Genomic DNA, 23,496 nt, shown 5'->3' on the forward strand with positions numbered 1-23,496 from the left:
ATTACTAATGTTTTGCCAATGTTACCTTGTCTTTTCAATCAAATAAAATTAAAGCGGGCGTTCCAAAAGCATTTTTAATTTATGAAATGAATTATATGGGCCAATAGGTAAGGTGCTGTTTACCAACCAAACAGGAATGCTTCCGCCTGGATCCACACTAAATGTATAGTCGATTTTTAGTTCATTTTCATTTTTTATAGTTACGTTCCACAATGCGAGAGAGTAGGGCACTCTCACATACTTTTTATCCCTGGGTAGATAATCCGGAAGGCTTTTTACCTGGATCTGAAACTGTTCATGTTTTTCGGCGGGAAGTACACTCAATTCAACCACAAGGTCACGATCCTTCAATGGCCAGGGTAAATTGGATACAGAATGGTATATAAACTGATCGGGGGACACAATTTTCAACATATTGTTCTCCTTGGTACTATAAACCCAGTCATTATAATGATCGATATCCTTTAATGCTGCTATCAGTTTTGTTTTGGTAGTGTTAAATTCACAAATTACGTGTATCTCTTTTAGGTTGCCTGTTAAAGGTGTTCTGGAATAAACCTCAATGCCATTTTCATTTCGTTTTAATTCCCATTTCCCCTGGGCGTAAAGCCACGTAGGTAAGAAAAATAAAAAACAGCTAATAAGCCACAATCCATTCAGAATATTCTTTGTGCATCCGCTCTTCATAGTGCTTTTTATTTATTTAGATCAAAGTACATGCTGACGTGGGTTATTGCCAGTGCAGTAATCTCATCATCCTTATTGACTACAATCGGGATTGCAAATCGTTTGGTTTAAATACAAGGTTAGACCGGGAAATTAGAACTTCTATCCGTAAGGTTGCTGAATTGTATCGACCAGTAATAAACGTCTTTTTTATTCATGTCACATTCTTATATCATTTGCTCCTGTTAACGCTTAGCTAACATGAGTGGACTAAGTTGGCCGCAAAAATTTATTACGCAACAAAAAAGATCGACAAAAAATTACTTATGGTACTAAAAACTAACAGGAAAATTGGGCTGTTAATTAAAACTGGTTTAATGGTTATGATGGCGGGCTGCATCAGCGGCCCGGCACTGGGGCAATCAGCTCATGTAAACCCCTGGGCTCCCAAACCACTGGTTACGTTACCGCCTCCGGCCAGCCTCAGTAACGGTGTTTGGCTCAAAGGCGAATTGCATATGCATTCCCGGCATAGTAAGGAATCATCAAATAATTCAATCGGGAAGATCATCACTTTCTGCAAATTAGTGGGGATTGATTTCCTTGCTATCACTGATCATGATAACCACGTTGAAGGGGATGTAGCCCACAACACCTGGGTAGATCCGGAGTTTAAATCAGATTCGGTATTATTGTTATACGCTGCAGAGTGGACAACCACCCGAGGCCATGGCAACGCCTTTTCGGCTAAACCTTATGATCATCAAAAATTATATGATGTGCGTGATCAGCGCGATACAGTTGTTGGGCGTATAAAGAATAGCCTAGGCATCCATCTGTCGGCTAATCACCCCAGCGGTAAAGATCATTTTGGATATTCATATGATATGGTCAATTCTATCGAAGTATGGAACTCGGCAATATGGTCAAAAAATGCCAATGCTATCATGATCTGGGATGATATGCTGTCATCGGGCCGCAAGCTGACCGGCAGGGGAGGGAGCGACGCTCATCACGGCGTGCCTGTAGGAGATGAAAAGGCAGGCCCTAACACGTACCAGGCCAAAGCCAATTACGCCGGAACGCCTACTACATGGGTATTTGCTACTGCGCGTACTAAACAAGCTGTCATCGATGCGTTAACCAACGGCAGGGTGTCTATAAGTTCAAACCCATATGCGCCACGTGTTGAGTTTTATGCTGATTTAAATGGTGATAACAAAATGGATATGATGATGGGCGATAACGTAAAAGCAACTGGTAAGCCTGTTAAGTTCAAAGTCCAATTAACCGGGACCAGTATCAAGGATACCACTTACACCATTAATATAGTAAAAAACGGCAACCCTTTTAGTACTTTAAAAATGGATGGAAAAACACCGGTGGTTGAATTTACCGACACACCGGCAATTGCTGGCCGTACATATTACAGAGTTACAGTTGAGGGGCCGGCTACACCTTACCCGCAGGTGCCACAATCGGCAGCGTTGAGCGGGAACATGGTAGGATTGTCAAACCCGATCTGTTTTAATTTCGATCCCAATTTTTGATAGCCTCATATAATAAAGAAAACCGTACACGAGCTTACTGTGTACGGTTTTTTATTTTAACTATTAACTAAAAGAACGAAGCTGCAGTTAAAGTGTTGGTGTTTCTTAAATAATTATTGAAACACCCGTTCAATACGGATTTGTTTAGTTTAGATAAGGTTAGTATGTTATCACCAATTATTGTGATGTAACAGGATATAAAAAGAGCCGCATTGAAAAATGCAAGGCGGCTCTTTTTGTGATTTATTAGCGTGAACCAGAGTATTTTAAAGTTGCGTCAACCTTTCGTTGGTGATCTGCATCAGCACCCCATGAAAACTTAAGATGGAATGTTTTGGCATCGGGATCATAATAATTATCTGAGCCTGGATCATTTTTTACCGCCGAGTTGCCTGTGGCCGAAACTGTAACTTTATTGGTTGTTGGATTAACAACTAAATTTAAACCAGCTACACCACCTACACTTGTTTTACCATCTGCCCAAAGCAGTGAGAAGCTATTAGCATACTTGCCGATGGTTGCCAGCGATATGGTGACGCCATCAGGGTATGTACCACCTAAGACGTTATCGGTAGTAGGTGGAGGGTCTATAAATCTTGTTATTGAGCCGCTTATCGTGTATTTACCATCATAAGAATTCTTAATGGCATAGATCGCGTATAAGGTGTCTTTGCTCGCATCATGTATGCCAACACCGTCCGAATTGGTGAGTTTGTAAGGTAGCGCATACGTTTTTGATAGATCTAATTTGCTTCCATCTATTTTGATAGAAAATGTTTTCTGAAAATCACCATTTGTAAATTTAAAGGTGTAATTATTGCCAGAAATAGAGAGATCGGGTGCCGATACTACCGTGTAAAAAGAAGCTGGTAACAATTCGTAATTGGTGTCGTTGTTTTCATTGAAGTTATCAATTGCGCCCGGAAGCAGGGACACTACGAAATTGTTTGACTTCATAAGGTCAGCGTTATCTTTAGCATCCTTTTTAATACTGAAAATATCAACAGTTTTAAGATCTGTAAAAGGGTCAAAAAACGTAGTGTTTTCCATTCCTGTAGGGAAACCAACCAGGGTTTTTCCGTTATTAGCTGCTTGTCCGCCAATTTTATCAGCAGCAGTTTCTTTCCGGCAGCCTGAAAAAAAGGCAACAGACGCGATACCGGCAACAAGCAAGTATTTAATAAATATATTCTTTTTCATGTTGTGTCAATTTTTAAGAATTAGTTTGTCCTTGTATCCCACCATACATGCGAATCCTGGCTATCACCACCTGTTAGTCTCGCAACTGCTGCATTCACATTTGCACCATTAGTATTGTATTCGCTGGTTGCGTAAACAAACCTGCGCACAATTTTCTTAGATGAGTTTGTTGCATCAGGTGCTGGGGTGAGTGCCGGCCAACCTGTTTTTCTCCAAATATTCCAGCCCATGTGCCCGTCAGGATAGCTTGAGATCCATCTTTGGGTAGATATATTTTTAATCTGAGTGTGGGTAATGTCTGCATCTTTTGCATCGGTTACCGGAAATTGATTTAAATAAGCATTTGAAGGTGTACCAGCTCCCCACTGGTCAAACGACGCGGTAACACCAGCTTTATAAGCCGCGCTTATGCCATCTGAAGTCCAGCCAAGGTTAGCGGCTTCTGCACGTGCCAGCCACGTTTCGGCAGCACTGATGAGCATTACATAGCCATTTTCCAATCGGTAATCACCACGTAAAACGCGTGCCCATTTAGGGTTAGCATCAGTAAAGGCGGTCACAGTTAAACGGGCTAAACCGTAAGGCACGCCGATATTTGAAGTGGCGACATTGCCAACAACTTCGCTTTCACCACCGAAAGCAGCCTGGCGCGGATCATTTGTACCTGTGGTAACATCAGAAAGCGTTTTTGCCTCGGCAAAATCCTTGCGGCCATTATAAAGGTTCCACCATGCGCTTTTGTAGTTGCCTCCAGGGTACTGAAGTTTGAAGTTTTGGTCGTTAGTGGTTATCACACCTGAAGTAACAGCTTCGCTGGCAGCAGCAGCGGCAACAGAAGAAGAAGCGGTTACATTTGACATTTGAACGGCAACAAGCAACTTAAGCGAGTTTGCCATTCTTTTCCATGACGCAACATCGCCACCGTAAATGATATCACCACTTATTGGCGAGGAATCAAATGAATTTATAGCTGCGGTTAAAGTAGTAAGTATGCCTTTATATATAGTTTCCTGGGTATCATATTTAGGCAATATGTTAGCAGAACCCTTTAATGCTTCGCTGTAAGGAAGATCACCCCACGAATCGGTTTCTATCCAAAAAATGTATTGCTGCAATATTTTGGCGACATTAACCATGTTTTTGTTAGGATTTTGGTTAATAACAAGCTGGAGGTTGTTCAGGTTACCCGCATAGCTGCCTGTAAACCCGTTTTGAGGCAGGTTGTATAATGATGTACCTGAGTACTGTGTTTCKGTAAAATATTGAGCATACTGGCCGCCGCTTATCGCTTCGGTACCGGTTGATGCATAACCACCCAGACTTGCTTCAACATTTGATAACAAGGCCGAAGGGATGGGCGTTACTGTTGCTGCAGGATTGTTGTTCACATCGCCAAAATCCTTTACCTTATTGCAACCCGCGCCTAAAAAGCTAAACGCCCCTGCTAATGTATATAGATATATCTTTTTCATTTTTTCTTGGTCTAATAGTCCTTACTCGCTTAGAATGTTACTTTTAAGTTGAAACCGAAACCTCTTGTGCCCGGGTATTGAGCAGTTTCACCTTCTGTCGCGCTGATCTCTGACGGATCGAAATCTTTTGATTTAGCGTATATCAACAATAAGTTACGGCCGGTTAAATCAATCCTTGCCGATTGGAATACGTTACCTAAACCCCATTTTTTGATTGGCAGGTTGTAACCTACGGCAACCTCACGAAGTTTGATGAAAGTTAAATCGTAGATATAAGGATCGTAAGTTTTGTTGTTTGTTAAACCCTGGTAGTATGATTTTGCGTCAACGTAGTAAGTAACAGGTTTGTTATCAGCATCAACACCGGTAACTTTAACACCACCGCCATCAGCAACAGGGTCACGTACCGACATACCTTTGTCATTAAGTGCAGCAGTATTGGCTGTTAAGCCGCTATACTGGCCCCAACGGTTTGATAATGAAACGAATTTACCGCCAAACTGATAATCGATGTTTGCGCTCAGCACAAAGTCTTTAAACAAAGTGAATGAGTTTTGTAAACCACCGGTATACTTAGGTAATGCGCTACCGAAGTATACGTTAGGATCATTGATGTAAGCACCTGATGAAGTAAGGATTGGGATCCCGGCCGAGTTACGTTTGATGCCGTTACCGTAGATCTGGCCCCACCATTTACCTTTTTGATTGATGAGGTAAGGCATATCTGTACCCCATACACCTGCAACCTGCACACGGTCAACACCATATTTGTTGCTGATTTCAACAACTGTATTATCAAGTAACTGGGCAAAGTTTGTGCTGATAGTCCAGCTAAAGTTTGGCAACTTGATAGGAGTTCCGCTTGCGGTAATCTCTAAACCTCTTCTTTTGATCAAACCTACGTTGGTCAGGATAGATGAAACACCGCTGGCAGCGTTAACAGCTAAGCCCAGTGGAATGTCTTTATCATCTGCTGCCCAGTAAGTACCACCAAAAGTTAAACGGTCGTTAAAGAAACCTAAGTCTAAACCAATCTCTTTTGAAGTAGTGGTTGTGCCATGCAATGCAGGGTCAACAAATTGGGTTGGGCCGCCTTGAAGTAAGGCGCCGTTCCATTTGTTTGCACCAATGCCATAAAGTGTATTGTTTCTGTAAGCACCAAATGTTTCGGTTGTTGTACCTAAAGCTAATGGTACCTGGCCCCATGATCCTCTTAATTTACCATAGCTCAACCAGTCTTTAAATTCAGGTAATACTTCGCTGAATACAAATGAACCACCGAATGATTTTGATAACACCGAGTTGGCATCGTTTACAGTGGAAATGGTTGAGAACCAGTCGTTACGTAAAGTCGCATCAGCATAAATGATCCTTTTGTAGTTTACAGAAGCTTTTGCAAATACTGCACGATATTGCTCCTGTGTCCTGCCGTTATTGGCACTGATAGGGTCAACAGAGTTTGCTAACGTATAAAGGTCAGGAACACTTAAACCATTGTTAGTGTTTGCGCTGTTGTCTTTGTAGCTCCAGTTATAAAAGTCACTACCCGCGTTAACATTAACGTGGAAATCTTTGATCTGCTTATCATAGTTAAGCAAGGTTTCGTAGTTTTCACGGTTAGAGTAGGATGTTGAAGTACCATAAGCGGCTTTCTGACCTGTTTGAGTACCGCTTGCCTGTATCTCAGACGAAATTTTGCCTTCGTTCCAGGTATTGGTTTGGTTGCGGCGATAGGTAACTTTAAAGCTCAGATCGTTATTGATCTTGTATTGTAGGTAGATATTTCCATACAAACGATCGCGGGTGTTTAAGTTTTGCCATTGTTTTTGCCATAAGTATGGGTTATACCAGTAGTTACCGCCATAAAATGCACCTGGATTAGATGGATCGTATGAGTTAGGGTTCTGGTGGTTCCAGCTTACATAAGTTCCATCTGGAGATTTAAGATCCTGTAACTCTTTCATAATGCCCATATCCAAATCACGGTGGAACCATGAGTTAAACGAACCGCTTGAAGCACTTGCATAAGCATCGCTGATCTGGCCATGAAGTTGTGTGCCTGAAAAGTTAATGCTTGCACCTGCGGTTAGGTGTTTGTTAAGATCGTAGTTGGCATTCAGGGTGAAGTTATTTTTGTTTAACCAGGTTTCAGGTACGATACCTGTAGTGTGCTGATTGTTGTATGACATCCTGATGTTGTAGTCATCAGCAGCTTTGGTGAATGCCACACTATTGTTCAAAGCAACGCCGGTACGGAAAAAGTCCTTGGCGTTGTCAGGCTCAGGGGTCCATTTTGCTGTTTTGAACGAGTATTTGGTACCAGCAGCCCATGCATACCATGGAATATACTCCTGGCCAACCATTTTAGGTCCCCAGCTGCTATCGTCGGTATAGTCTGGATAGTATTTGCCATCTAAAGCTTTCCATCCTTCAGGATCACCTGCTTTATAATGGTACTGAATGAAATCGGCAGAAGCGCCACCGCCGTAAGTGTTTTGGTAATTAGGCAAGATGTAAGCCTTGTCGAAATTAGCGCCAAGGTTTAATTCAATACCAACACCTTTTGTTTTTTTACCCTTTTTTGTTGAGATAACGATAGCGCCATAAGCACCTTGTGAACCGAACTGAGCAGATGCGGCAGGACCATTCAGGATACTGATGTTGTCGATGTCGTCATTGCTTAGATCATCGGCGTTTGGCATTATTGTTCCATCAACTACGTACAAGGGATTGTTGCCGCTACCAAAGCCGGTTGCACCACGCAACCTGATGTTGGTATTACGACCCAGTGCAGCGGCAGACTGGCTGCGTACCTGAACACCGGCAACCTTACCAGCTAACGCATTATTAACGTTGGGCTGACGTATAGTATTAAGTTGATCAGATTTAACTACCTGTGCAGCGTATGAAGCCGAACGGGATGACTGTTTGGTACCGTAAGCACCGGTAATTACCACTTCGGATAATTTGTTGGCACTGCTTGTTAGTTTAACATCCAACGGGGCCGAAGTGATTTCGACGGTTGATGAAGTAAAACCAATAAAGCTAAAGTTTAGTGATTTTGCAGAGGCGGGGACAGATAAAGAGAATTTACCATCTGCATTTGTTTGTGTACCCAGCGTGGTACCTACAACTCTTACGGACACGCCTGGCAGCGGTAGTCCATCGTCTTTAGAAGTTACCCGGCCGGTAACTGTTTTGTTTTGTGCTTGTACCACACTAATAAATAGCATGATAAAACACCAGCTTGCGAGTAGGAGTTTTTTCATTGTTAAAAAATCAGTTTTAGTTAATACCCAAAACTACAATTTTTGTAATGAAATGAAAAAAAAGTTGAAAAAAGTTTAATTTTTTTTGTATATATTAAAATAGTTATAATTTTTTTGGTAAAACGTTAATTCAAATCCAGAAAAATGTTTGATTTATTGAATTCTTCATATAAAATTCATGAAAATTTTACGTGAATTTTAATTTTTCTATAAATTGTGGTAGGGTGTTAATGAGAAAACTCCTAAATATTACTCATAATGGCTAATTATAAAAAAATATTAGCTGATAAGCTTTTAAAAGTCCGGATTTTTATGATTTAAGCCAGAGCAAATGTCTTCGTAAAAGCTTATACGTTTTCATTTTTAAAAATAATAATATTTTTCTTGTAAAAGAAGTGTGACAATTGGTGTATCTGTTAAGTTTTTAGATAAATGCTTTTATCAATTAATATTTGATTTGATTTTCTTTTATTTAAAATATTGATTTACAGTAATTTGTAACTTTGTTTACTTATGCGGGCTTATTATTTTTATTAAATTGTTTTTTTAAAAAAGAAATGTTTTAATATAAATTGGTAGTTAAGCTATGGTTATCAGTAAATTAATAGACTCGGAATTAGATAGGTTTTATTATTTAGGCTGGAAAAAGAAGTAGAGATACTAAGATATAGGAATGTTAATACACAGTTTGGCCTTGATTTCTCGATATTGTTTAAGTTGCTAACAATTATTGGCCTAAAGCGGCTGGTTATAGATTGTGTAGCGCTTTAAAAGATTGTTTAAAATACTCGCAGCCAGGAGCCAGTGAATTTAAATCGCATCGAAAGCAAAAAATGCTTTCCTCACCTAAGAACTTTTTGTAGTTTGAATGACTTAAGGAACCGGTTTTTGTTGATGTCATTATTGTTTTGTTTGAAATTGACGGATTAATGAGCTTTTTCGCTAACAATGCAGCAAACACTTCCGTTTGCGATTCGTTTTTATCAACCAATAGTTGAGGCGATACGCTTAAATCAGCAAGTGAAACGTTATGACATTTAATTGATGGATTCCTTTGGGGGGTAGGGAATCTGTTTTGCGGCCTTGTCAAAACCACGCCGGTGGCGTCATAGGATTTATCCTGTAGTAATGCGATTATACAAATCAGCATTATTATAAACGTGCTAATAAAGTACTGCATTACTTTTTTCGGTTAAAAGGTTTGGTAAATATGGGCGGCAATTACCTGCGCTTATTGATTTATTTAAACACTGACTATCATGGTTTCTCATTTTATGTCTGTTTGTTTTGGTAAACAATTTTATCAACAGATGTCAACGTGTACAATACAAAGCAGTTGGTATTTTTTGAAATGAGGATAAAGTATAGATTTACTGTGAATTTACAACATAAAGAAAGCTCAGTGGAAAAACTATCGGTAATAATAGCAGATGATCATACTTTATTTATCAACGGGTTGTGCATGTTATTACAGGGCGAAACGGATATCGAAATATTAAGTGTTGCTGCCAATGGTAAGGAAATGCTGCATTTATTACACAGCTATAGTCCCAACCTGGTGTTGCTTGATATCAATATGCCTGGTATTAATGGGTTTGAAGTGCTTAAGCGAATAAAGGATTATTATCCTAAAATTAAGGTGATCATGCTTTCTACCTATAATGAAGAACATCTGATTGAAAAAGCAAAAGCCGAAGGGGCGAATGGCTACTTGTTTAAGAATGCCGAAAAAGCCGAATTGTTGCAGGCAATGCGTTCTGTAGCACGAGGACAACTTTGTTTTCCCTGCAAACAACCTGTTGTTAATCCCCTGCTTAATGGACCAGATCCTTTTTTAAAACAATTTCAGCTTACTAAAAGGGAAGTTGAGCTTCTACAATTTATAAAACAGAATTATACCAATCAGCAGATGGCCGATCACCTTCATCTGAGTATTTACACTGTTGAAACCCATCGTAAAAATATTATGCAAAAACTCAACCTGAAAAATCCGGTTGAACTTACCAGGTTTATACTGCAATATAACTTATAAAGCTTTGTTGGTAAGCGGTATATAGATTGACACAAGGGTTCCCTTGTTAACCTGCGAATCAAACTCAACTTTGCCTTTTAAAAAATTTATCCGGGACCGAAGGTTATTTAACCCCATCCCTTTAAATATATCAGGATTGGTTGTGTCAAAACCTTTGCCATTGTCCTCAATTGTGAGGCTAATGTTTTCACCTCCTCTTATAAGTGAAATGTCAAGCCTGTCAGCATAGGCGTGCTTCATTACATTATTTACGCTTTCCTGCAGTACCCGGTACAAAATGATCTCGGTAGTATCATCAAATGGCGAATCAAAACCGCTGCTGAAGAAGTTTATTGCGATATTGTCATTCTCAATATTCTCAATAAATTGTTTAATTACCTGAGCCAGTCCTGTTTTGTGAAGTGCCCAGGGCATCATATTGTGCGATATGGTTCGCACTTCTTTAAACCCGTAATCAACAAGGTTAATTACTTTTTCAAAGCGTTTTTTTTGATCCTCATTTATAAAAGATAATTCGCTGCCTATAACCGACAAATTGATTTTGGCTGCCGATATTATTTGGCTTACGCTATCGTGTAAATCCTGGGCAATTCTTTGTCTTTCGCTTTCTTCAGCCTCAATTATAGCCTGCATGGCTATGTTGCGTTGCTTTAGCTTATTTTGCCTGTAATAAAAAAAGCCTGCAATTAGCGTTAATAATAAAAAAATGAAGATGCCCACCATCCAGTAATTGCGTTTTGTTATTTCAAACTGTTGTTGTAGTACCTGGTCTTCACGCTGCTTTATTTCATATTTTGCCTGCAACTCTTCAATAGTATTGTGGCTTGTAGTTTTAATTGCGGCATGTTTTTTTAAATAAATCAGCGATTGCCGATAATCGCCCATTCGTTCATATAAATCAGCAATTTCATTTGTAGCGCTTTTTTGCATATCCGCATAATTTATTTGAACAGCAAACTGAAGGCAGTTTTTTAAAGCATCGAGAGAATGAGTGTATAATCGTTTATTTTTATAAAGCACGCCCAGATTAAAGTAATTAATTGAAAGTGCCAGTGTGTCATTTAATGATTTTTTGATATCGATGGTTTTTAAAATTCCCTCCACCGATTGGTCTTGTTTTATACTGCCCATAACATCCCCCATAAATTCATGGCTGTATGTTTCTGAAGTGTTTTGATTTGTTTGTTTTACAAAGTTCAGGGAATCTTTTATATCAAAAGCCTGCCTGAAATAGTTTAAAGCTTCCCGATAGTTGTTTTTGGCTTCGTATAGAGTCCCCGCCTGGTTTAAGATTTGCATCAATTCTTTACGTTCGCCGGTTTGTGGAGCAAATGAAATAGCCAGCTCGCAAAACTCAATAGCTTTATCGTAATTTTTTAATTTAAAATAGGCTTTCGCCAGCCTGCTATAATCATCAGTTAATGCATACTGCTGATTTGTTTTGCTGAGTATTACCGCAGCAATGTTATAGTAATATGCTGTGGAATCATATTGACTGATTTGATAATAGGCTTTTCCTAAAGTTTGAGATAGTGACGCAATTGCTCTTTTATCGTTAAGCTTGTATGCAATGTTCAAACCTCCTTTTGCGACCATGACAATTTTAGCCGGATCATCTTCAGATGAATAGCTGGTTGCCTGGATAGCAGCTGTCAATCGTTTTTGCGCGGGCGATTTGCTGAAGACAATTTTTTTTAAGCTATCAATATTTTGACCGGAACACGGAATTACAGCCAAAATAAGCAGAAGAAACAAAAGGTATTTCATATCCGGGTTTCTGTTCCCGGTTAAAGATAGTAATTTGATATTTATCAGCAAAAGCAGCCGTTTTTAGGATTTTTTACCGGTTAGGTACACTTAAAAAAGACTGGGTGATCAAAATTACTAATGCTGATAGCACCGCCAGTACGAAAAAGACAATTTGCCGCTGCTTTGCCCCGACAATACTTGGTATTCGTCCAGTTCCCTGCAATTTGTTGAATTTAAGTTTATATATAGCCGATAATCCTGCAAAGGTCAACGACATGCAGCCTACCAGGTAATTTAAATTGCTCTCCATGATCTTTTTAATTTAGATTAATACGGTGAATTGATATGTCAAGGCCAGGCATGGCATTGTTTATATTCATTTAACCGTTATTTTGATATCACAATTTTATGGAGCTGCTGAAAATTGCGCAATACAAAGCAGTTGGTATTTTCGGGTACAGTGGTAAAGCTTAGTTTTACAAAAGCATATTACAAAAGCTATACTTGCAGATGCGCTATTAATATAATGTATACAGGTAAGCTAAATTGCAGAACCATGAGTTGCAAAGGAGAAAAAGGAGTAACTTTATTAGGGTTTTGCCTGTATAAATTGTGAACTATACAAAATGGAGTTTTTTGCTCGTAGGGCTATCAATAAAGATCAAATTAATAAACTGTTATTCATTAGATAAAATGACTGATTGTTGTCATAACAATCGCTTTCTGCAGAAAGATAATTAAATGGGAATGCCTTACATCGTCAAAAAAAAGAATAAACACCGGCAACGCGACAGATTAATACCAGGCTTTGTTTGGTTGTTAGTTGTTTTGGGCTGCTTAGGCCGCGCTACAGCTCAAAATCGAAGTAATCAGTCGGACTGGAATGTACCACCGCCATTAACACCCGGTACAATAACTAAGGGGAATATCCAGGGCAATGGCCCGGCCGGTAAGCCTATAGTGCTTACGCTTACAGATATTCCAACGGTTTTACAGCCGTTTGTTTCTGCAACTCAAATGCCTGTGCTGGCTGCAATTGGTTCAACGCCACCTATGGTAGACGCACCCGATCAACCTGGTATTAATGGCGCAAGTACCGGGTTGTCAGAAATTCCTTTGCCCGAAGCTCCTGAAACTCCTCATTTGCCGAAGCAAACAATCTATGACCTCCAGTTTTCATCTGTTATGGATCTTCCCTTACCTGAATCGCCGGAGTTGCCATTGTCGCCTGTTGAGCCTACCGTATCCGGGCAAGTAAATATCATAAAAGGCCCAATTCCTGTAATGCCCGATATAACCGACGCAGTGCCACTTTTATGGCCTTCCGGAGACCTCATGCCGTGGTCTATCCCGGAAATCCCCGAAAGCGAGAACTTTAAAATGGTATCGCCATCGGGGACAAAGGACGATAAGTTGAAAGGCAAGTCCCAATCAAACAAGAAAAAACCGTAACTGCGACATAATGTCAAATTGTTAAAGGGCATTATAACAAGAACACCACAATGAAGAGTACCCCAATAGAATTTAAATATATATTAGTTATCATATTAGCTTTTGTAAGCAGTGTGGCCGGTGCGCAGGTTAGATTTAAGCAGGGAGATGAGTTTCAGAGACAGGTAATCACAAAATCAAATTGTGTTTTGCAACGTGGTGGCCAAACTTTACATGTTGGCTCGGTTTCGGTAGTTGTTAAAACTTATAGGGTAACCGATGCTTCTGAAAAAGGGGCCTCTTTAACCATTACTACAGATAAACTTATTGACACCATAAATGCAATGAACCAGAACCTGGTATATAACTCAGGTAAACCTGCCGACCCAAATTCTGTTATCCAGGTTGGCTTGCAGAAGATGTTAAATAATCAATCAATAGTTTTAGTAAATAACAAAGGCGAGGTGCTGAATTTAAACCGCCCTGTTATTGCTAACGATACACTTTTATCCTTTGCGGGTATTCAGCCCGAGCGGTTATCGCCGGGCACCACACTACAGTTTATGGTTGATTTCCAGGTTAGCCTCACATTTAAAAAAGGCTATTCGTGGAAAGCTACAACTTCATCTACCGAAACAAACTATACAGTTTATGCCATCAACGGCCCAACAACTGTTATTACTTATAAAACATCGGTTTTAGGGGGCAGTTTAAATAGCCGGATAAACGGCTCAATACTTATAGATAACAATACAGGGATTGTTTTAAAGCGGTATTCACAAAGTGTTTCAACCGGGTATGAAATGGTAAATGGAATAGTTTACACCGCTACCCGCCGCAACGCTGTTACCGAGATCTGTAATAAAAAATAGGTTTAGGGCTTTTTTGTAGGGCTTTAAGTTATTTCAATCAGAAGGGTGCAATAAAGATAAAGTAAAAAGCCGCTGCGAACTTTACAGCGACCTTTTATCACTAATACCAATGTTTTAGTCGATACTTTGTTTCACAGTAACTTTATCAAAGTTGATCATATCCCTGGTGTTTTTCTGCACTGCAATGGAAGCAAACAGGGTTAGTAAAAACGACATTGCGTAAAAGCCTTTTTCACTTAATGTTAAAGTAGCATTCCACAAGCCGATGGTAAGTAAGGAAACTGAAATTAAAGTACAGGCCCAGCTTAGTCCATAATAAATATTGGTAACCGGAACACCTTCCAATCTGTCGCGCACACTTTTTTGCACCGATATGGCAGCAAATAAACCAAATAGTAGTACAGTAAAATAATATCCTTTTTCGTTAAGGGCCATTTGAGCGTTCCATAAGCCAATGTTATAACCTACAAAGCCAATGATTAAAGCGGCCCATGATGCACCAATAAATGCGTTAGATGGTTTCTGATCCATATTAATTGTGATAGTTTATTTAAAGATAGGAGAAGGAAACGAAAAAGCAAGTTGACAATAAACTCGGGCATTCAGTTTATTGCAGTAAATAGTTTTCATCAAGTAATTATTGGTGTTCATGTAAAATACTATACCATTGGGTGTTGTTTGCGTTTTTTAGTGCTGTAATTCATTAAAACACAAATAATAACGTTATGAAGAATCACTTTCATACTGATGAAAACTTAAATCACGATGCCGGTAATGATGGGATAGACCGCCGTGGTTTTCTTGAATGTATGGCTTGGGCGGGTACCGGCGTATTATGGATGATGACAGGCGGTGTACTTAAATCATACGGCATGAGCCAAATGATTGACAAGGCTACCGGAGGGCTTAAAAAAGGATTGATAGTGCCTAAATCTGATTTCAGCTTTGTACAGATCAGCGATAGCCATATAGGGTTTAACAAGGCTGCCAATCCTGATGTTGTGGGTACGCTGAACGCTGCAATAGCTAAAATTAACAGTATGCCCAACGCGCCATCATTTGTATTGCATACTGGCGACCTTTCGCACCTTGCACAGGCAGATGAGTTTGACACGCTTGAACAATCACTGAAAAGTATAAAAACCGAAAAGATATTTTATGTGCCGGGCGAACATGATGTAACCGATAATGGTAAACTATATCTTGAACGTTATGGTAAAGGTACTTTGGGAGATGGGTGGTACAGTTTTGATTTACACGGCGTACATTTCATCGGCCTGGTGAATGTAACCAATCATGTTGATGGTGGTTTGGGCTACATCGGCACAGCCCAGTTGAAATGGTTGGAGAATGATCTGAAACCTTTATCAGACAGTACACCCATAGTAGTGTTTGCGCATATTCCGCTTTGGGCTATTTACCCGCAATGGGGTTGGGGCACTGATGATAGCGCGCAGGCTTTGGCGTTGCTGAAGCGTTTTGGGTCGGTATCGGTACTGAATGGGCATATTCATCAAATTATTCAAAAGGTAGAGGGTAATATCACTTTCCACACGGCCAATTCAACAGCATTCCCGCAGCCCGCCCCGGGCAGTGCGCCATCGCCGGGACCTATGAAAGTTCCTGCCGAAAAGCTTCGCAGCTTTTTAGGCTTAACCACTGTAAATTATGTTGAACATGATCATTCGCTTGCTATTACCGATATCCCTTTAATAGAAGCTGAAAAAATAGAGCAGAAATAATGACAATAGTATATGATATGAAAAGGATGTTGTCATTGTTAATGATGGTTTGCTTAGCTACAATAAGTAAAGCTCAATATAAACCCGTTGAGCAAAGTTCAAATCTGAAATTTACAGTAAAAAATCTTGGCTTCGGGGTTGACGGAACATTTAGCGGTTTTGAAGGAAATATCAACTTCGATCCTCAAAATGCTGCGCGCAGCAGTTTTGATGTGACTATAAATGCTTCGACAGTAAATACTGATAATGGGCTGCGCGATGAGCATTTAAGAGGTGAGAATTATTTTGACGTGAAGGATTATCCAAAAATCAGGTTGACATCGGGGAGAGTGGCCGTATTAAATAAAAGTGGAATGTACCAGCTAACAGGAGAGCTGACAATGAAGGGTAAGACAAAGCCGGTATCATTCCCTTTTTCGGCCACGCCTGCCGCCGATGGCTACATTTTTAAAGGAGCATTTAAAATAAACCGGAAAGATTTTGGGATAGGCGGCACAAGCACAATTGCCGATGAGCTGGAAGTAAATATCAGCGTAGCCGCAAAGAAAGGTTAAAATTTATGAGAGTGAAAATAAACAGGAAATTTGCTGTTGTTGCTGTATTGGGCGCTTCAATAACCGGTACCACTGCAATGGCTGTTAACAAACCGGAACCGGTGCGTTATGAAAACCTGAAGGTATTACCGAAGGATATAAGTTCGCACGATTTGCAAAGCATTATGGCCGATGATTTCGAAGACGGGCTTGGCGTTACCTGTGGTTTTTGTCACGCCAATGCGAAGGACGGCCACGGGCTTGATTTTGTAAGTGACGCAAAGCCCGAAAAGGAAATAACCCGGCAAATGATGCGGATGACCATCGGTATTAACAAAAAGTATTTTAAGCTTAAACATCCAAAGGTAGGCAACCCTGCGCTGGTGGTTTCATGTACTACCTGTCATAAGGGCCAGGCATTTCCTGATGGCGGCCCGGGTAATAATTAATTGTAAATTGCTCTGTAAATCGATGTATAATAAACTGATTAAATAGCCCCGAAAAATTGAAATTCAACAAAGTAGTATATCACATAGCATTTTGGCTGCTGGCGTACCTTTTCTGGATCTTTATTTTCAGGAATGGTACGCTGGTGTTAACTCATGCCATAACTATCCAGTTTTGTTACCTGGTTTTTGTTTCGGCAAATTATTACCTCAATACGCTTTATGCAATTCCGCATTTGCTTAATAAAAAGCAGTACGTGAAATTCGGCCTCGTTTTTTTAACGGGGATCTTTATAACAGCTCTTGTAAGGGTACCGGTTTCAGCATGGGTGGTAGTTCATGTTTTTAAGATGAACCCCCGGTTCAATGCAATTTCTATTTTTATCGATTCATTTGTTAATATCCTGTTTTGGGTGGTTTGTATACTGGCAGCTCAAATGGTAGTGGAAAAAATGCGGTCGCAGGTTTACATTGAGCAGATTGAGAAGGAGCGGGCAACGAACGAGCTTAACTTTTTAAGGGCGCAGTTTAATCCGCATTTTTTGTTTAACTCTATCAACTCCATATATGGGCATATTGATAAATCAAATAAAGATGCGAGGAATATGTTGCTTGTGTTTTCGGAAATGCTGCGTTACCAGTTATACGAATGCAATGTTGAGCAAATAGACCTGAACAGGGAGATCAATTACATCCGCAATTATATAGCTATTCAAAAGGGGAGGATAGATGAAATGGTGATGGTGAATTTGTGTGCCGATGATATTGACGGGCCGGTTTATGTGGCGCCTTTGTTATTTATAACCTTTGTGGAGAATGCTTTTAAATATGTGGGTTTTAATGAAGGGAGGATAAATAAGGTAGATATAAGCCTGAAACAGGAAGGGGATAACCTGCTTTTCAGGGTTTATAATACCAAGGATAATTTCACCGGCAGGGATGAAAGGTCGTCGGGCCTGGGGATAGCTAATACCAAACGCCGGCTTGAGATCCTTTACCCCCAAAAGCACCGGCTTCACATAACCGACAGCGGCGACAGTTTTGAAATAAATTTAGTATTACTGAATGTATGATACTTAAATGCCTGATTATAGATGATGAGCCTATAGCGCGTAAGTTGCTGCAGGAGTATATTGAAGAGACCGATTTTTTAGTGTTATCGGGCGCAGCCGAAAATCCGCTGAAGGCTACCAGCCTGATCAATAAGCTTGATATTGATCTGATTTTCCTTGATGTGAATATGCCTAAGATGAACGGCTTTCAATTCCTTCGTTCGGCGGTGAAATTGCCTATGGTGATCATGACAACAGCTTACGGTGAATATGCACTTGAGGGGTTTGAAATGGCCGTAATTGATTATCTGGTAAAGCCGTTCTCGCTCGAACGTTTTCTGAAAGCATCGCAAAAGKCATTCGAGTTGCAGATATTAAAGCAGAAAGCCTCGCCCGAAAAAAATGAAGCCGATCATTTTTATGTTAAGTGTGATGGGAAAATTGAACGGGTGTTGTATGACGAACTGATTTACGTTGAGGCTATGGCCAACTATGTAACGCTTTACACGCTTCATAAAAAGCTGGTTGTATATCTTACCATTAAAGGTTTACAGGAAAAACTACCGGCTAATAAATTTATCCAGGTGCATAAAAGCTATATTGTTAATACAGCAATGATCAGTAATATTGAAGGTAATATGCTTAACCTTAACGGGACTAAGATTAGTATAGGCTTAAGCTTTTATGACGATGTAATGGATAGGATTTTAAAGGGCAGGCTTTTTAAAAGGTAAATATTGCCTGCCCTTATAGCTTAACGCTTAATTGTTTTTCAAGCCGATCTGGTGGTTGCCATAATCGGTTAAATATTCGTTGCTGATGAAAAAATCGAGACTGAAAATGGTACGGTAATCGCCCGTATTATTGGGGTTTTGCACTTCTGTTAAATTTCCGGTGCTTGACGTTGTATAAGTATAAACAAACCCCTTGCTGGTGGTTATGGTAACTGTTGAGTTTGCGGGAAGACTGCCTACTGAAGTTGTTGCCAGCCTGTCTTCAATAACGGTTGTCGATGGAGTGCCGGTATCAAACAAGATCTGTCCGGAAATAGTATTGCCGTTGTACGCAATAGTTGCGGGGATATTAGGTGAGTATCCGCCGCTGCTTGAATAAGTAAGCGGGTGCATAATAAATCCCGCCGAAGATAGATCACCGCTACTTAACCCAATAGTTAACAGGTTACTTACATAAGTTCCGCTGGTAGAAAACAGGCTTTTATTTAACGTAGCCAGTTTAAATCCGCTTGTTAAGTTGGTGCCGGTATTAAAATACCTTAAAGGGCTTTGGATTTCGCTGGTTACATAGCTTGTGCCGGGGCCAACGCCAAAAACATCGCTGGCATGAGCGGGTAATTTTGCGCCGGTTTCATCAATTATTTTGTAATATAAAAAGAATGGCACCCTTTTTAAAGCAAGGTTACCCTGTGCATCGCCAATGGTAATATTAGCGTAGGCTAAATTACCATATTCCTTGGTTGAGCTTAACTGGTCGCCAAAACTTATTGTGCCCTTGGTACTGGTTACCGTAATGCCATTTACAACCACCGAATCGCCTGTAACCTGGATGCCCGATGATGTGATCATTGATGCAGGCAGAATGTCTGTAGCATCAAGCGTCATCCCAGATGAGCCTGTATCAAATACGGTGTAATAGGTTACTGCCTTTGTGCCAACCTGCGTGACAGGTAAAAAGACGCGTTTGTTTATTCCGCTGGCATATTCATATAAACCAAGCGTAACCGGGGTTGTCTGTGTTTGAGGCGTTGTTTTCTCTTTTTTACAAGAGAAAAAAGCGACAGTTATGAATAAGCACCCTATAATCTTAGATGTGAGCAGTAAATGTTTTGTAGTCATATATATCCGTTATAAACCCGGTTGATAGTAAATACGATAAAAAGTCTGTTTTAGTTGGCTTTAAAAATAGGATAACAATTTAATAAGCCATGTCAATGAATCGATAAAACAGGGTGTTGAACCGATTAATTATCCGGACATATAAACGGATTGTGAACGTAGCTATTGTATGTGGTTAAAGTAAATGATTGGTTTCTTTGATGATATCCATCACAAAAGTGCTTTTTGAATGGCCTATACCTTTTACCTCGCTTAGTTTATTTACGAAAAAGGAGTGGTAACTATCCATGCTTTCGGATACAATTTTGAGCATGAAGTCAAAATCGCCCGATATGTTGTAGCATTCTATTACTTCGTCAAATTCAAGCACGGCGTTAATAAAATCTGCCCCCGCTTTGCGGCTGTGCTCGCGCAGGGTTACCATGCAAATAACCATGATCCGCTTGTTCAGCATCCGCTTATCTAAAATTGCGGTATAACTTTTAATAACCCCGCTTTTTTCAAGGCGTTTGATCCGCTCATGGGTAGGGGTAGGGCTCAGGTTGATTTTTACCGCAATTTCCCGCACCGTAAGTTTGGCATTCCGTTCAATCAGTCTTAATATCTCATAATCCTTTTCATCAAGTTGGACGCTTGTTTTTTCTTGTTCTGTTTGAGGTGCCATAAAGAGGGATTGATTGATAGTTTGTTCTTTTTTTAAATCTCGATTTTGAAATGTGTTCTAAAATTATAATAAATAATGTTATTAATTTCTATTGATATATTTTTGAAAGGACAAAACGCATAGTTATGTCTCTAAAAAAGAACAATATCCTCATTATATCTTCCATGGCCATATTTGTTGAGGCTCTGGATATCGCAATTATCAACCTCACTATTCCGGCGATACAAAAGCAATTTATGATAACCAACGACCAGGTTCAATGGCTGCAAACGCTTTATGTATTGTTATATGGAGGTTTCCTGATCATAGGCGGCAAACTATCAGATGTTGTTGGGCCTAAAAAGATCTTTATTGCCGGAGCTGCATTGTTCCTGTTAACTTCATTAGGGGCCGGTTTAGCGGGTACTTTTACATTCCTCAGTTTGTCGAGGGCTATACAAGGCCTGGCAGCAGCGCTGATCATGCCATCGGCGCTTTCAATAGTAACGCATACTTTTACCGGGGAGCAGGAGCGGAGCAAAGCCATCGGGATCTTTAGTTCGTTCGCTGCAGTTGGCTCAGGAAGCGGTCTTTCCATAGGCGGAATCATCAGCACTTACATGGGCTGGCACTGGGTGTTTTTGATCAATGTGCCCATACTGGCTTTTATTATGATTGTAGGCTGGTTCTATCTACCTAATGACGCGCCCGAACAAAAACAACCATCGCCTGATCTGTTTTCGGGTATTTTGTTGGTGATGGGCCTGCTCATGCTAAGTTACGGTGTTCATCAACTGGGTGATATCAAGGAACAATACAAGCTTATTATGCTTTGTGCCACCAGCGTAATAATCTGTGTAAGATTATTATACATTCGTTTAACCCGGCGTGCAAATCCGCTGATCGATCTTTCGGTTTTTAAAGCCCCATCAATTATTACGGCAAATGGCGTGTTTATTTTGCTGGGCGCATTTTTTACCGGGTACCTGTTTATTATATCTCAACTGCTGCAAAAGGATATGCACTACAACGCGGCAAAGGCCGGGTTGCTTCTTGTTCCTTTTAGCCTGTTATCGGCCATCGTAGCTAAGTTTATGTTGCCGGGCATTATGAAACGCTTAACAACCGAGCAAACCGGCTTATTAGGCATGAGCTGTATGTTAACCGGTGGATTGGTTTTAATTTGCGCGGTATTCATAGGTTATTCGCTCCCTTTGCTGTTGTTATCAGCTGCTTTTATATCAGGTTTGGGCATGACCATCTGTTTTACAAGTTTATCGGTACTCGCTGTAAAAAATATTCCTAAGCAACACTACGGTTTAGCATCAAGTCTGGGTACTACAACTTACTTTTTAGGGGCCGGTGTAGGTTTATCTATACTTACCCTGTTTATGCAAAAGGGTAGCGAAGGTACTTCGATAAGTGGTTTATCACTTATTATACTCAGCATGTATGCTTTAATCGGTTTGCTATGGATCATTATTTACATTGTAATCGCTGCATCTCCCAAAAATACGCCGGTTTCGTTAAGCAAATCACAAAGACTGCCGGATGTTTTTTAATTGGTGGATGTGTTTTTGATTGTGATAGCAAATAAGGTACAGCCATTCCAATCGGGTAAGCTCACCAAAAAAAGGAACTACCAGATCTGTACTAATAGCGTAAAGGTCCCTGGAACCGATAATTTCCCTAACCTCGGGGATAACGGTTTCCAATAATGCGATGACCTCAGATTTATTATGCGGCCCATCTGATGGCAATATGTTTGGCGCAGATTTGAACTTTGCTTCAAAATCAAGAAACAAATCTTTGATCATCTTTACCTTTTTTGCCGGATCTCTTTCTGCTGGTTTCTCCGCCCCTTTGAGTACCGGAACAAGTTGTGAAGCTGATTTAAAAACATGTTCAGCTATTTGTCCCGCTGTCCAACTGTCGTCAGATAATGCAATATTAATTTGTTGCTCATTAAATGAAGTGATAGTTGAAAACAGGTTACTGGCAGTGTACTCAAATACTGCCAGCAAATTGACCCGTGCATCGATTTGAAGGGTGGTGGCTGTTTGATTTTTCATGATGTTTTGAAGATTGTTTAATACAAATCTCCACGCAAAATCAAAATTTGCACCTTGTCGTTTGCGCCATAATTAGGGTGGTTTTGCGCCATAGCAAATAAGGCTTTAGCTTTTCTTTTCGCCCAATGAAAACCAATTTCCAGAATCGTCTTTAAACAGTGCCTCAAAACCATAGAACTCTTTGGTAGGGGCTTTGCTAAATTCAACGCCTTTGGCTTTTAGCTCTTCATAAGTAGCTATCAGGTCGTTACATTCAAAAACGCCGAACCCAAAAGTTCCGCGCTGAACTAACTCTCGCATTTGCTGGGCCGCTAACGAATTGAACATCATGCCTTCGCTTATGGCCATAAGTGCTATTTCCAGCCCCGGTTGCTCGGGTGGGCAAACGGTAAGCCAGCGCATTCCCGGCCCCATTGAAGCATCTGTATTCACCTTAAAGCCCAGTTTGTTTACGTAAAAATCATAAGCGCTGTCCTGATCAAGTACAAACACGCTTACATGGTTCATTTTGGTTATCATCTGTGTTTTGTTTTGATAAGTAAAAGTGGGTATTAAAACAGATCATCCCTTATCGAAAATTGCGGTTTTGCAGCCACTCCTTTTCGCTGGCAAAACAACCGGGGATGAATTTAAGGGGCGACTGCAGCATCTCGGTTTGCTTTTTAAGTTCAGTTTGCTGGTAGTGTACGGGAGAGCAGAGTGTAATCTTTTTAAATAAGATAGAAAATGAGGTAACACTGTCAAAGCCCACAGCATAACAAGCATCAGCAACCGGGAGGCCTTTTTTTAATAACAGCCGGGCATTTTCAATCCGTACCTTAATGAGGTACTGATGCGGCGTTTTACCATAGATATTTTTAAACAACCTGATGAAGTGATATTTAGAAAAGTAAGCCTCATCGGCAATATCGTTC

22 protein-coding genes are annotated in these 23,496 nt (G+C 40.2%); 10 read left to right on the forward strand and 12 right to left on the reverse strand.

Annotated elements, in window-relative coordinates; all coding sequences use genetic code 11:
* Positions 1–48: 48 nt before the first annotated feature.
* Entirely contained in the window at positions 49–687 is a 639-nt protein-coding gene (locus AC1DUD_RS29160; RefSeq protein WP_477381132.1) for an START domain-containing protein, read from the reverse strand.
* Between the two features lie 305 nt (positions 688–992).
* Here AC1DUD_RS29160 and AC1DUD_RS29165 point away from each other — a divergent pair, with 305 nt between their 5' ends.
* Positions 993–2,216 (forward strand): CehA/McbA family metallohydrolase, encoded by a 1,224-nt coding sequence (locus tag AC1DUD_RS29165; RefSeq protein ID WP_477381134.1) that lies wholly within the window; start codon positions 993–995, stop codon positions 2,214–2,216.
* Between the two features lie 246 nt (positions 2,217–2,462).
* Here the strand turns inward: AC1DUD_RS29165 and AC1DUD_RS29170 are convergent, their stop codons facing one another.
* Genes AC1DUD_RS29170 through AC1DUD_RS29180 form a run of 3 tightly spaced genes read right to left on the reverse strand, consistent with a single transcriptional unit; the run spans position 2,463 to position 8,157 of the window.
* Complete coding sequence (locus tag AC1DUD_RS29170; protein ID WP_477381136.1) at positions 2,463–3,416, reverse strand: DUF1735 domain-containing protein; 954 nt, start codon at positions 3,414–3,416, stop codon at positions 2,463–2,465.
* A gap of 20 nt (positions 3,417–3,436) precedes the next feature.
* Positions 3,437–4,888: a SusD/RagB family nutrient-binding outer membrane lipoprotein gene (locus AC1DUD_RS29175; RefSeq protein WP_477381138.1), complete on the reverse strand. Its 1,452-nt coding sequence runs from the start codon at positions 4,886–4,888 to the stop codon at positions 3,437–3,439.
* A 29-nt stretch (positions 4,889–4,917) separates the two neighbouring features.
* Positions 4,918–8,157 carry a SusC/RagA family TonB-linked outer membrane protein gene (locus tag AC1DUD_RS29180; RefSeq protein WP_477381140.1) on the reverse strand — a complete coding sequence of 1,080 codons (3,240 nt, stop codon included), beginning with the start codon at positions 8,155–8,157 and terminating at the stop codon, positions 4,918–4,920.
* Positions 8,158–9,559: 1,402 nt separating this feature from the next.
* Here AC1DUD_RS29180 and AC1DUD_RS29185 point away from each other — a divergent pair.
* Positions 9,560–10,189, forward strand: coding sequence for a response regulator (locus AC1DUD_RS29185; RefSeq protein WP_477381142.1), 630 nt, complete (start codon positions 9,560–9,562; stop codon positions 10,187–10,189).
* Here the strand turns inward: AC1DUD_RS29185 and AC1DUD_RS29190 are convergent.
* On the reverse strand, positions 10,184–11,956 hold the full coding sequence (locus AC1DUD_RS29190; RefSeq protein WP_477381144.1) for an ATP-binding protein: 1,773 nt from the start codon (positions 11,954–11,956) through the stop codon (positions 10,184–10,186). The genes AC1DUD_RS29185 and AC1DUD_RS29190 overlap by 6 nt on opposite strands.
* A gap of 73 nt (positions 11,957–12,029) precedes the next feature.
* Positions 12,030–12,248: a hypothetical protein gene (locus AC1DUD_RS29195; RefSeq protein ID WP_477381146.1), complete on the reverse strand. Its 219-nt coding sequence runs from the start codon at positions 12,246–12,248 to the stop codon at positions 12,030–12,032.
* Between the two features lie 437 nt (positions 12,249–12,685).
* On the opposite strand from AC1DUD_RS29195, the gene AC1DUD_RS29200 reads away from it, so the two are divergent.
* Both AC1DUD_RS29200 and AC1DUD_RS29205 read left to right on the forward strand, forming a co-directional pair.
* Complete coding sequence (locus AC1DUD_RS29200; RefSeq protein ID WP_477381148.1) at positions 12,686–13,390, forward strand: hypothetical protein; 705 nt, start codon at positions 12,686–12,688, stop codon at positions 13,388–13,390.
* Between the two features lie 50 nt (positions 13,391–13,440).
* Positions 13,441–14,241 carry a hypothetical protein gene (locus AC1DUD_RS29205; protein WP_477381150.1) on the forward strand — a complete coding sequence of 267 codons (801 nt, stop codon included), beginning with the start codon at positions 13,441–13,443 and terminating at the stop codon, positions 14,239–14,241.
* A 114-nt stretch (positions 14,242–14,355) separates the two neighbouring features.
* Here AC1DUD_RS29205 and yiaA read toward each other — a convergent pair whose 3' ends face one another.
* Positions 14,356–14,772, reverse strand: coding sequence for an inner membrane protein YiaA (gene yiaA / locus AC1DUD_RS29210; RefSeq protein WP_477381152.1), 417 nt, complete (start codon positions 14,770–14,772; stop codon positions 14,356–14,358).
* 194 nt (positions 14,773–14,966) lie between these two features.
* On the opposite strand from yiaA, the gene AC1DUD_RS29215 reads away from it, so the two are divergent.
* From AC1DUD_RS29215 to AC1DUD_RS29235, 5 genes are read left to right on the forward strand one after another with little or no spacing between them, the layout of a single operon-like run.
* Positions 14,967–15,983, forward strand: a complete 1,017-nt coding sequence (locus AC1DUD_RS29215) for a metallophosphoesterase family protein (protein ID WP_477381154.1) — start codon at positions 14,967–14,969, stop codon at positions 15,981–15,983.
* Positions 15,983–16,537 (forward strand): YceI family protein, encoded by a 555-nt coding sequence (locus tag AC1DUD_RS29220; RefSeq protein WP_477381157.1) that lies wholly within the window; start codon positions 15,983–15,985, stop codon positions 16,535–16,537. Before AC1DUD_RS29215 ends, AC1DUD_RS29220 begins: the two co-directional genes overlap by 1 nt.
* 5 nt (positions 16,538–16,542) lie before the next feature.
* Entirely contained in the window at positions 16,543–16,965 is a 423-nt protein-coding gene (locus tag AC1DUD_RS29225; RefSeq protein ID WP_477381159.1) for a c-type cytochrome, read from the forward strand.
* A 56-nt stretch (positions 16,966–17,021) separates the two neighbouring features.
* The gene (locus AC1DUD_RS29230) at positions 17,022–18,035 is read left to right on the forward strand and encodes a sensor histidine kinase (RefSeq protein WP_477381161.1); all 1,014 of its coding nucleotides are present in this window, start codon (positions 17,022–17,024) and stop codon (positions 18,033–18,035) included.
* Positions 18,032–18,748, forward strand: a complete 717-nt coding sequence (locus AC1DUD_RS29235) for a LytR/AlgR family response regulator transcription factor (protein ID WP_477381163.1) — start codon at positions 18,032–18,034, stop codon at positions 18,746–18,748. Before AC1DUD_RS29230 ends, AC1DUD_RS29235 begins: the two co-directional genes overlap by 4 nt.
* Before the next feature lie 27 nt (positions 18,749–18,775).
* Here AC1DUD_RS29235 and AC1DUD_RS29240 read toward each other — a convergent pair whose 3' ends face one another.
* Together AC1DUD_RS29240 and AC1DUD_RS29245 are read right to left on the reverse strand one after the other, a co-directional pair.
* Positions 18,776–19,867 (reverse strand): pepsin/retropepsin-like aspartic protease family protein, encoded by a 1,092-nt coding sequence (locus tag AC1DUD_RS29240; protein ID WP_477381165.1) that lies wholly within the window; start codon positions 19,865–19,867, stop codon positions 18,776–18,778.
* 175 nt (positions 19,868–20,042) lie between these two features.
* On the reverse strand, positions 20,043–20,531 hold the full coding sequence (locus tag AC1DUD_RS29245) for an Lrp/AsnC family transcriptional regulator (protein WP_477381167.1): 489 nt from the start codon (positions 20,529–20,531) through the stop codon (positions 20,043–20,045).
* 125 nt (positions 20,532–20,656) lie between these two features.
* On the opposite strand from AC1DUD_RS29245, the gene AC1DUD_RS29250 reads away from it, so the two are divergent.
* Positions 20,657–22,072 carry an MFS transporter gene (locus AC1DUD_RS29250; RefSeq protein WP_477381169.1) on the forward strand — a complete coding sequence of 472 codons (1,416 nt, stop codon included), beginning with the start codon at positions 20,657–20,659 and terminating at the stop codon, positions 22,070–22,072.
* Here AC1DUD_RS29250 and AC1DUD_RS29255 read toward each other — a convergent pair.
* The 3 genes from AC1DUD_RS29255 to AC1DUD_RS29265 form a co-directional block, all read right to left on the reverse strand.
* On the reverse strand, positions 22,046–22,582 hold the full coding sequence (locus AC1DUD_RS29255; protein ID WP_477381171.1) for a DinB family protein: 537 nt from the start codon (positions 22,580–22,582) through the stop codon (positions 22,046–22,048). The two genes, AC1DUD_RS29250 and AC1DUD_RS29255, sit on opposite strands and share 27 nt — an antisense overlap.
* Before the next feature lie 105 nt (positions 22,583–22,687).
* Complete coding sequence (locus tag AC1DUD_RS29260; protein ID WP_477381173.1) at positions 22,688–23,101, reverse strand: VOC family protein; 414 nt, start codon at positions 23,099–23,101, stop codon at positions 22,688–22,690.
* A 49-nt stretch (positions 23,102–23,150) separates the two neighbouring features.
* The coding region (locus AC1DUD_RS29265) for a helix-turn-helix transcriptional regulator (RefSeq protein WP_477381176.1) at positions 23,151–23,496 on the reverse strand (346 nt) is incomplete at its 5' end.

The organism is Mucilaginibacter sp. P4_A11 (genome assembly GCF_056402535.1).

Excerpts from the sequence above, each read along its gene's own strand:
- AC1DUD_RS29245 (WP_477381167.1), bottom strand. The coding sequence starts at position 20,531 with ATGGCACCTCAAACAGAACAAGAAAAAACAAGCGTCCAACTTGATGAA.
- AC1DUD_RS29250 (WP_477381169.1), top strand. The coding sequence starts at position 20,657 with ATGTCTCTAAAAAAGAACAATATCCTCATTATATCTTCCATGGCCATA.
- AC1DUD_RS29260 (WP_477381173.1), bottom strand. The coding sequence starts at position 23,101 with ATGATAACCAAAATGAACCATGTAAGCGTGTTTGTACTTGATCAGGAC.
- yiaA (WP_477381152.1), bottom strand. The coding sequence starts at position 14,772 with ATGGATCAGAAACCATCTAACGCATTTATTGGTGCATCATGGGCCGCT.
- AC1DUD_RS29240 (WP_477381165.1), bottom strand. The coding sequence starts at position 19,867 with ATGACTACAAAACATTTACTGCTCACATCTAAGATTATAGGGTGCTTA.
- AC1DUD_RS29190 (WP_477381144.1), bottom strand. The coding sequence starts at position 11,956 with ATGAAATACCTTTTGTTTCTTCTGCTTATTTTGGCTGTAATTCCGTGT.
- AC1DUD_RS29165 (WP_477381134.1), top strand. The coding sequence starts at position 993 with ATGGTACTAAAAACTAACAGGAAAATTGGGCTGTTAATTAAAACTGGT.
- AC1DUD_RS29160 (WP_477381132.1), bottom strand. The coding sequence starts at position 687 with ATGAAGAGCGGATGCACAAAGAATATTCTGAATGGATTGTGGCTTATT.
- AC1DUD_RS29205 (WP_477381150.1), top strand. The coding sequence starts at position 13,441 with ATGAAGAGTACCCCAATAGAATTTAAATATATATTAGTTATCATATTA.
- AC1DUD_RS29200 (WP_477381148.1), top strand. The coding sequence starts at position 12,686 with ATGCCTTACATCGTCAAAAAAAAGAATAAACACCGGCAACGCGACAGA.
- AC1DUD_RS29195 (WP_477381146.1), bottom strand. The coding sequence starts at position 12,248 with ATGGAGAGCAATTTAAATTACCTGGTAGGCTGCATGTCGTTGACCTTT.
- AC1DUD_RS29215 (WP_477381154.1), top strand. The coding sequence starts at position 14,967 with ATGAAGAATCACTTTCATACTGATGAAAACTTAAATCACGATGCCGGT.
- AC1DUD_RS29180 (WP_477381140.1), bottom strand. The coding sequence starts at position 8,157 with ATGAAAAAACTCCTACTCGCAAGCTGGTGTTTTATCATGCTATTTATT.
- AC1DUD_RS29225 (WP_477381159.1), top strand. The coding sequence starts at position 16,543 with ATGAGAGTGAAAATAAACAGGAAATTTGCTGTTGTTGCTGTATTGGGC.
- AC1DUD_RS29170 (WP_477381136.1), bottom strand. The coding sequence starts at position 3,416 with ATGAAAAAGAATATATTTATTAAATACTTGCTTGTTGCCGGTATCGCG.
- AC1DUD_RS29220 (WP_477381157.1), top strand. The coding sequence starts at position 15,983 with ATGACAATAGTATATGATATGAAAAGGATGTTGTCATTGTTAATGATG.
- AC1DUD_RS29255 (WP_477381171.1), bottom strand. The coding sequence starts at position 22,582 with ATGAAAAATCAAACAGCCACCACCCTTCAAATCGATGCACGGGTCAAT.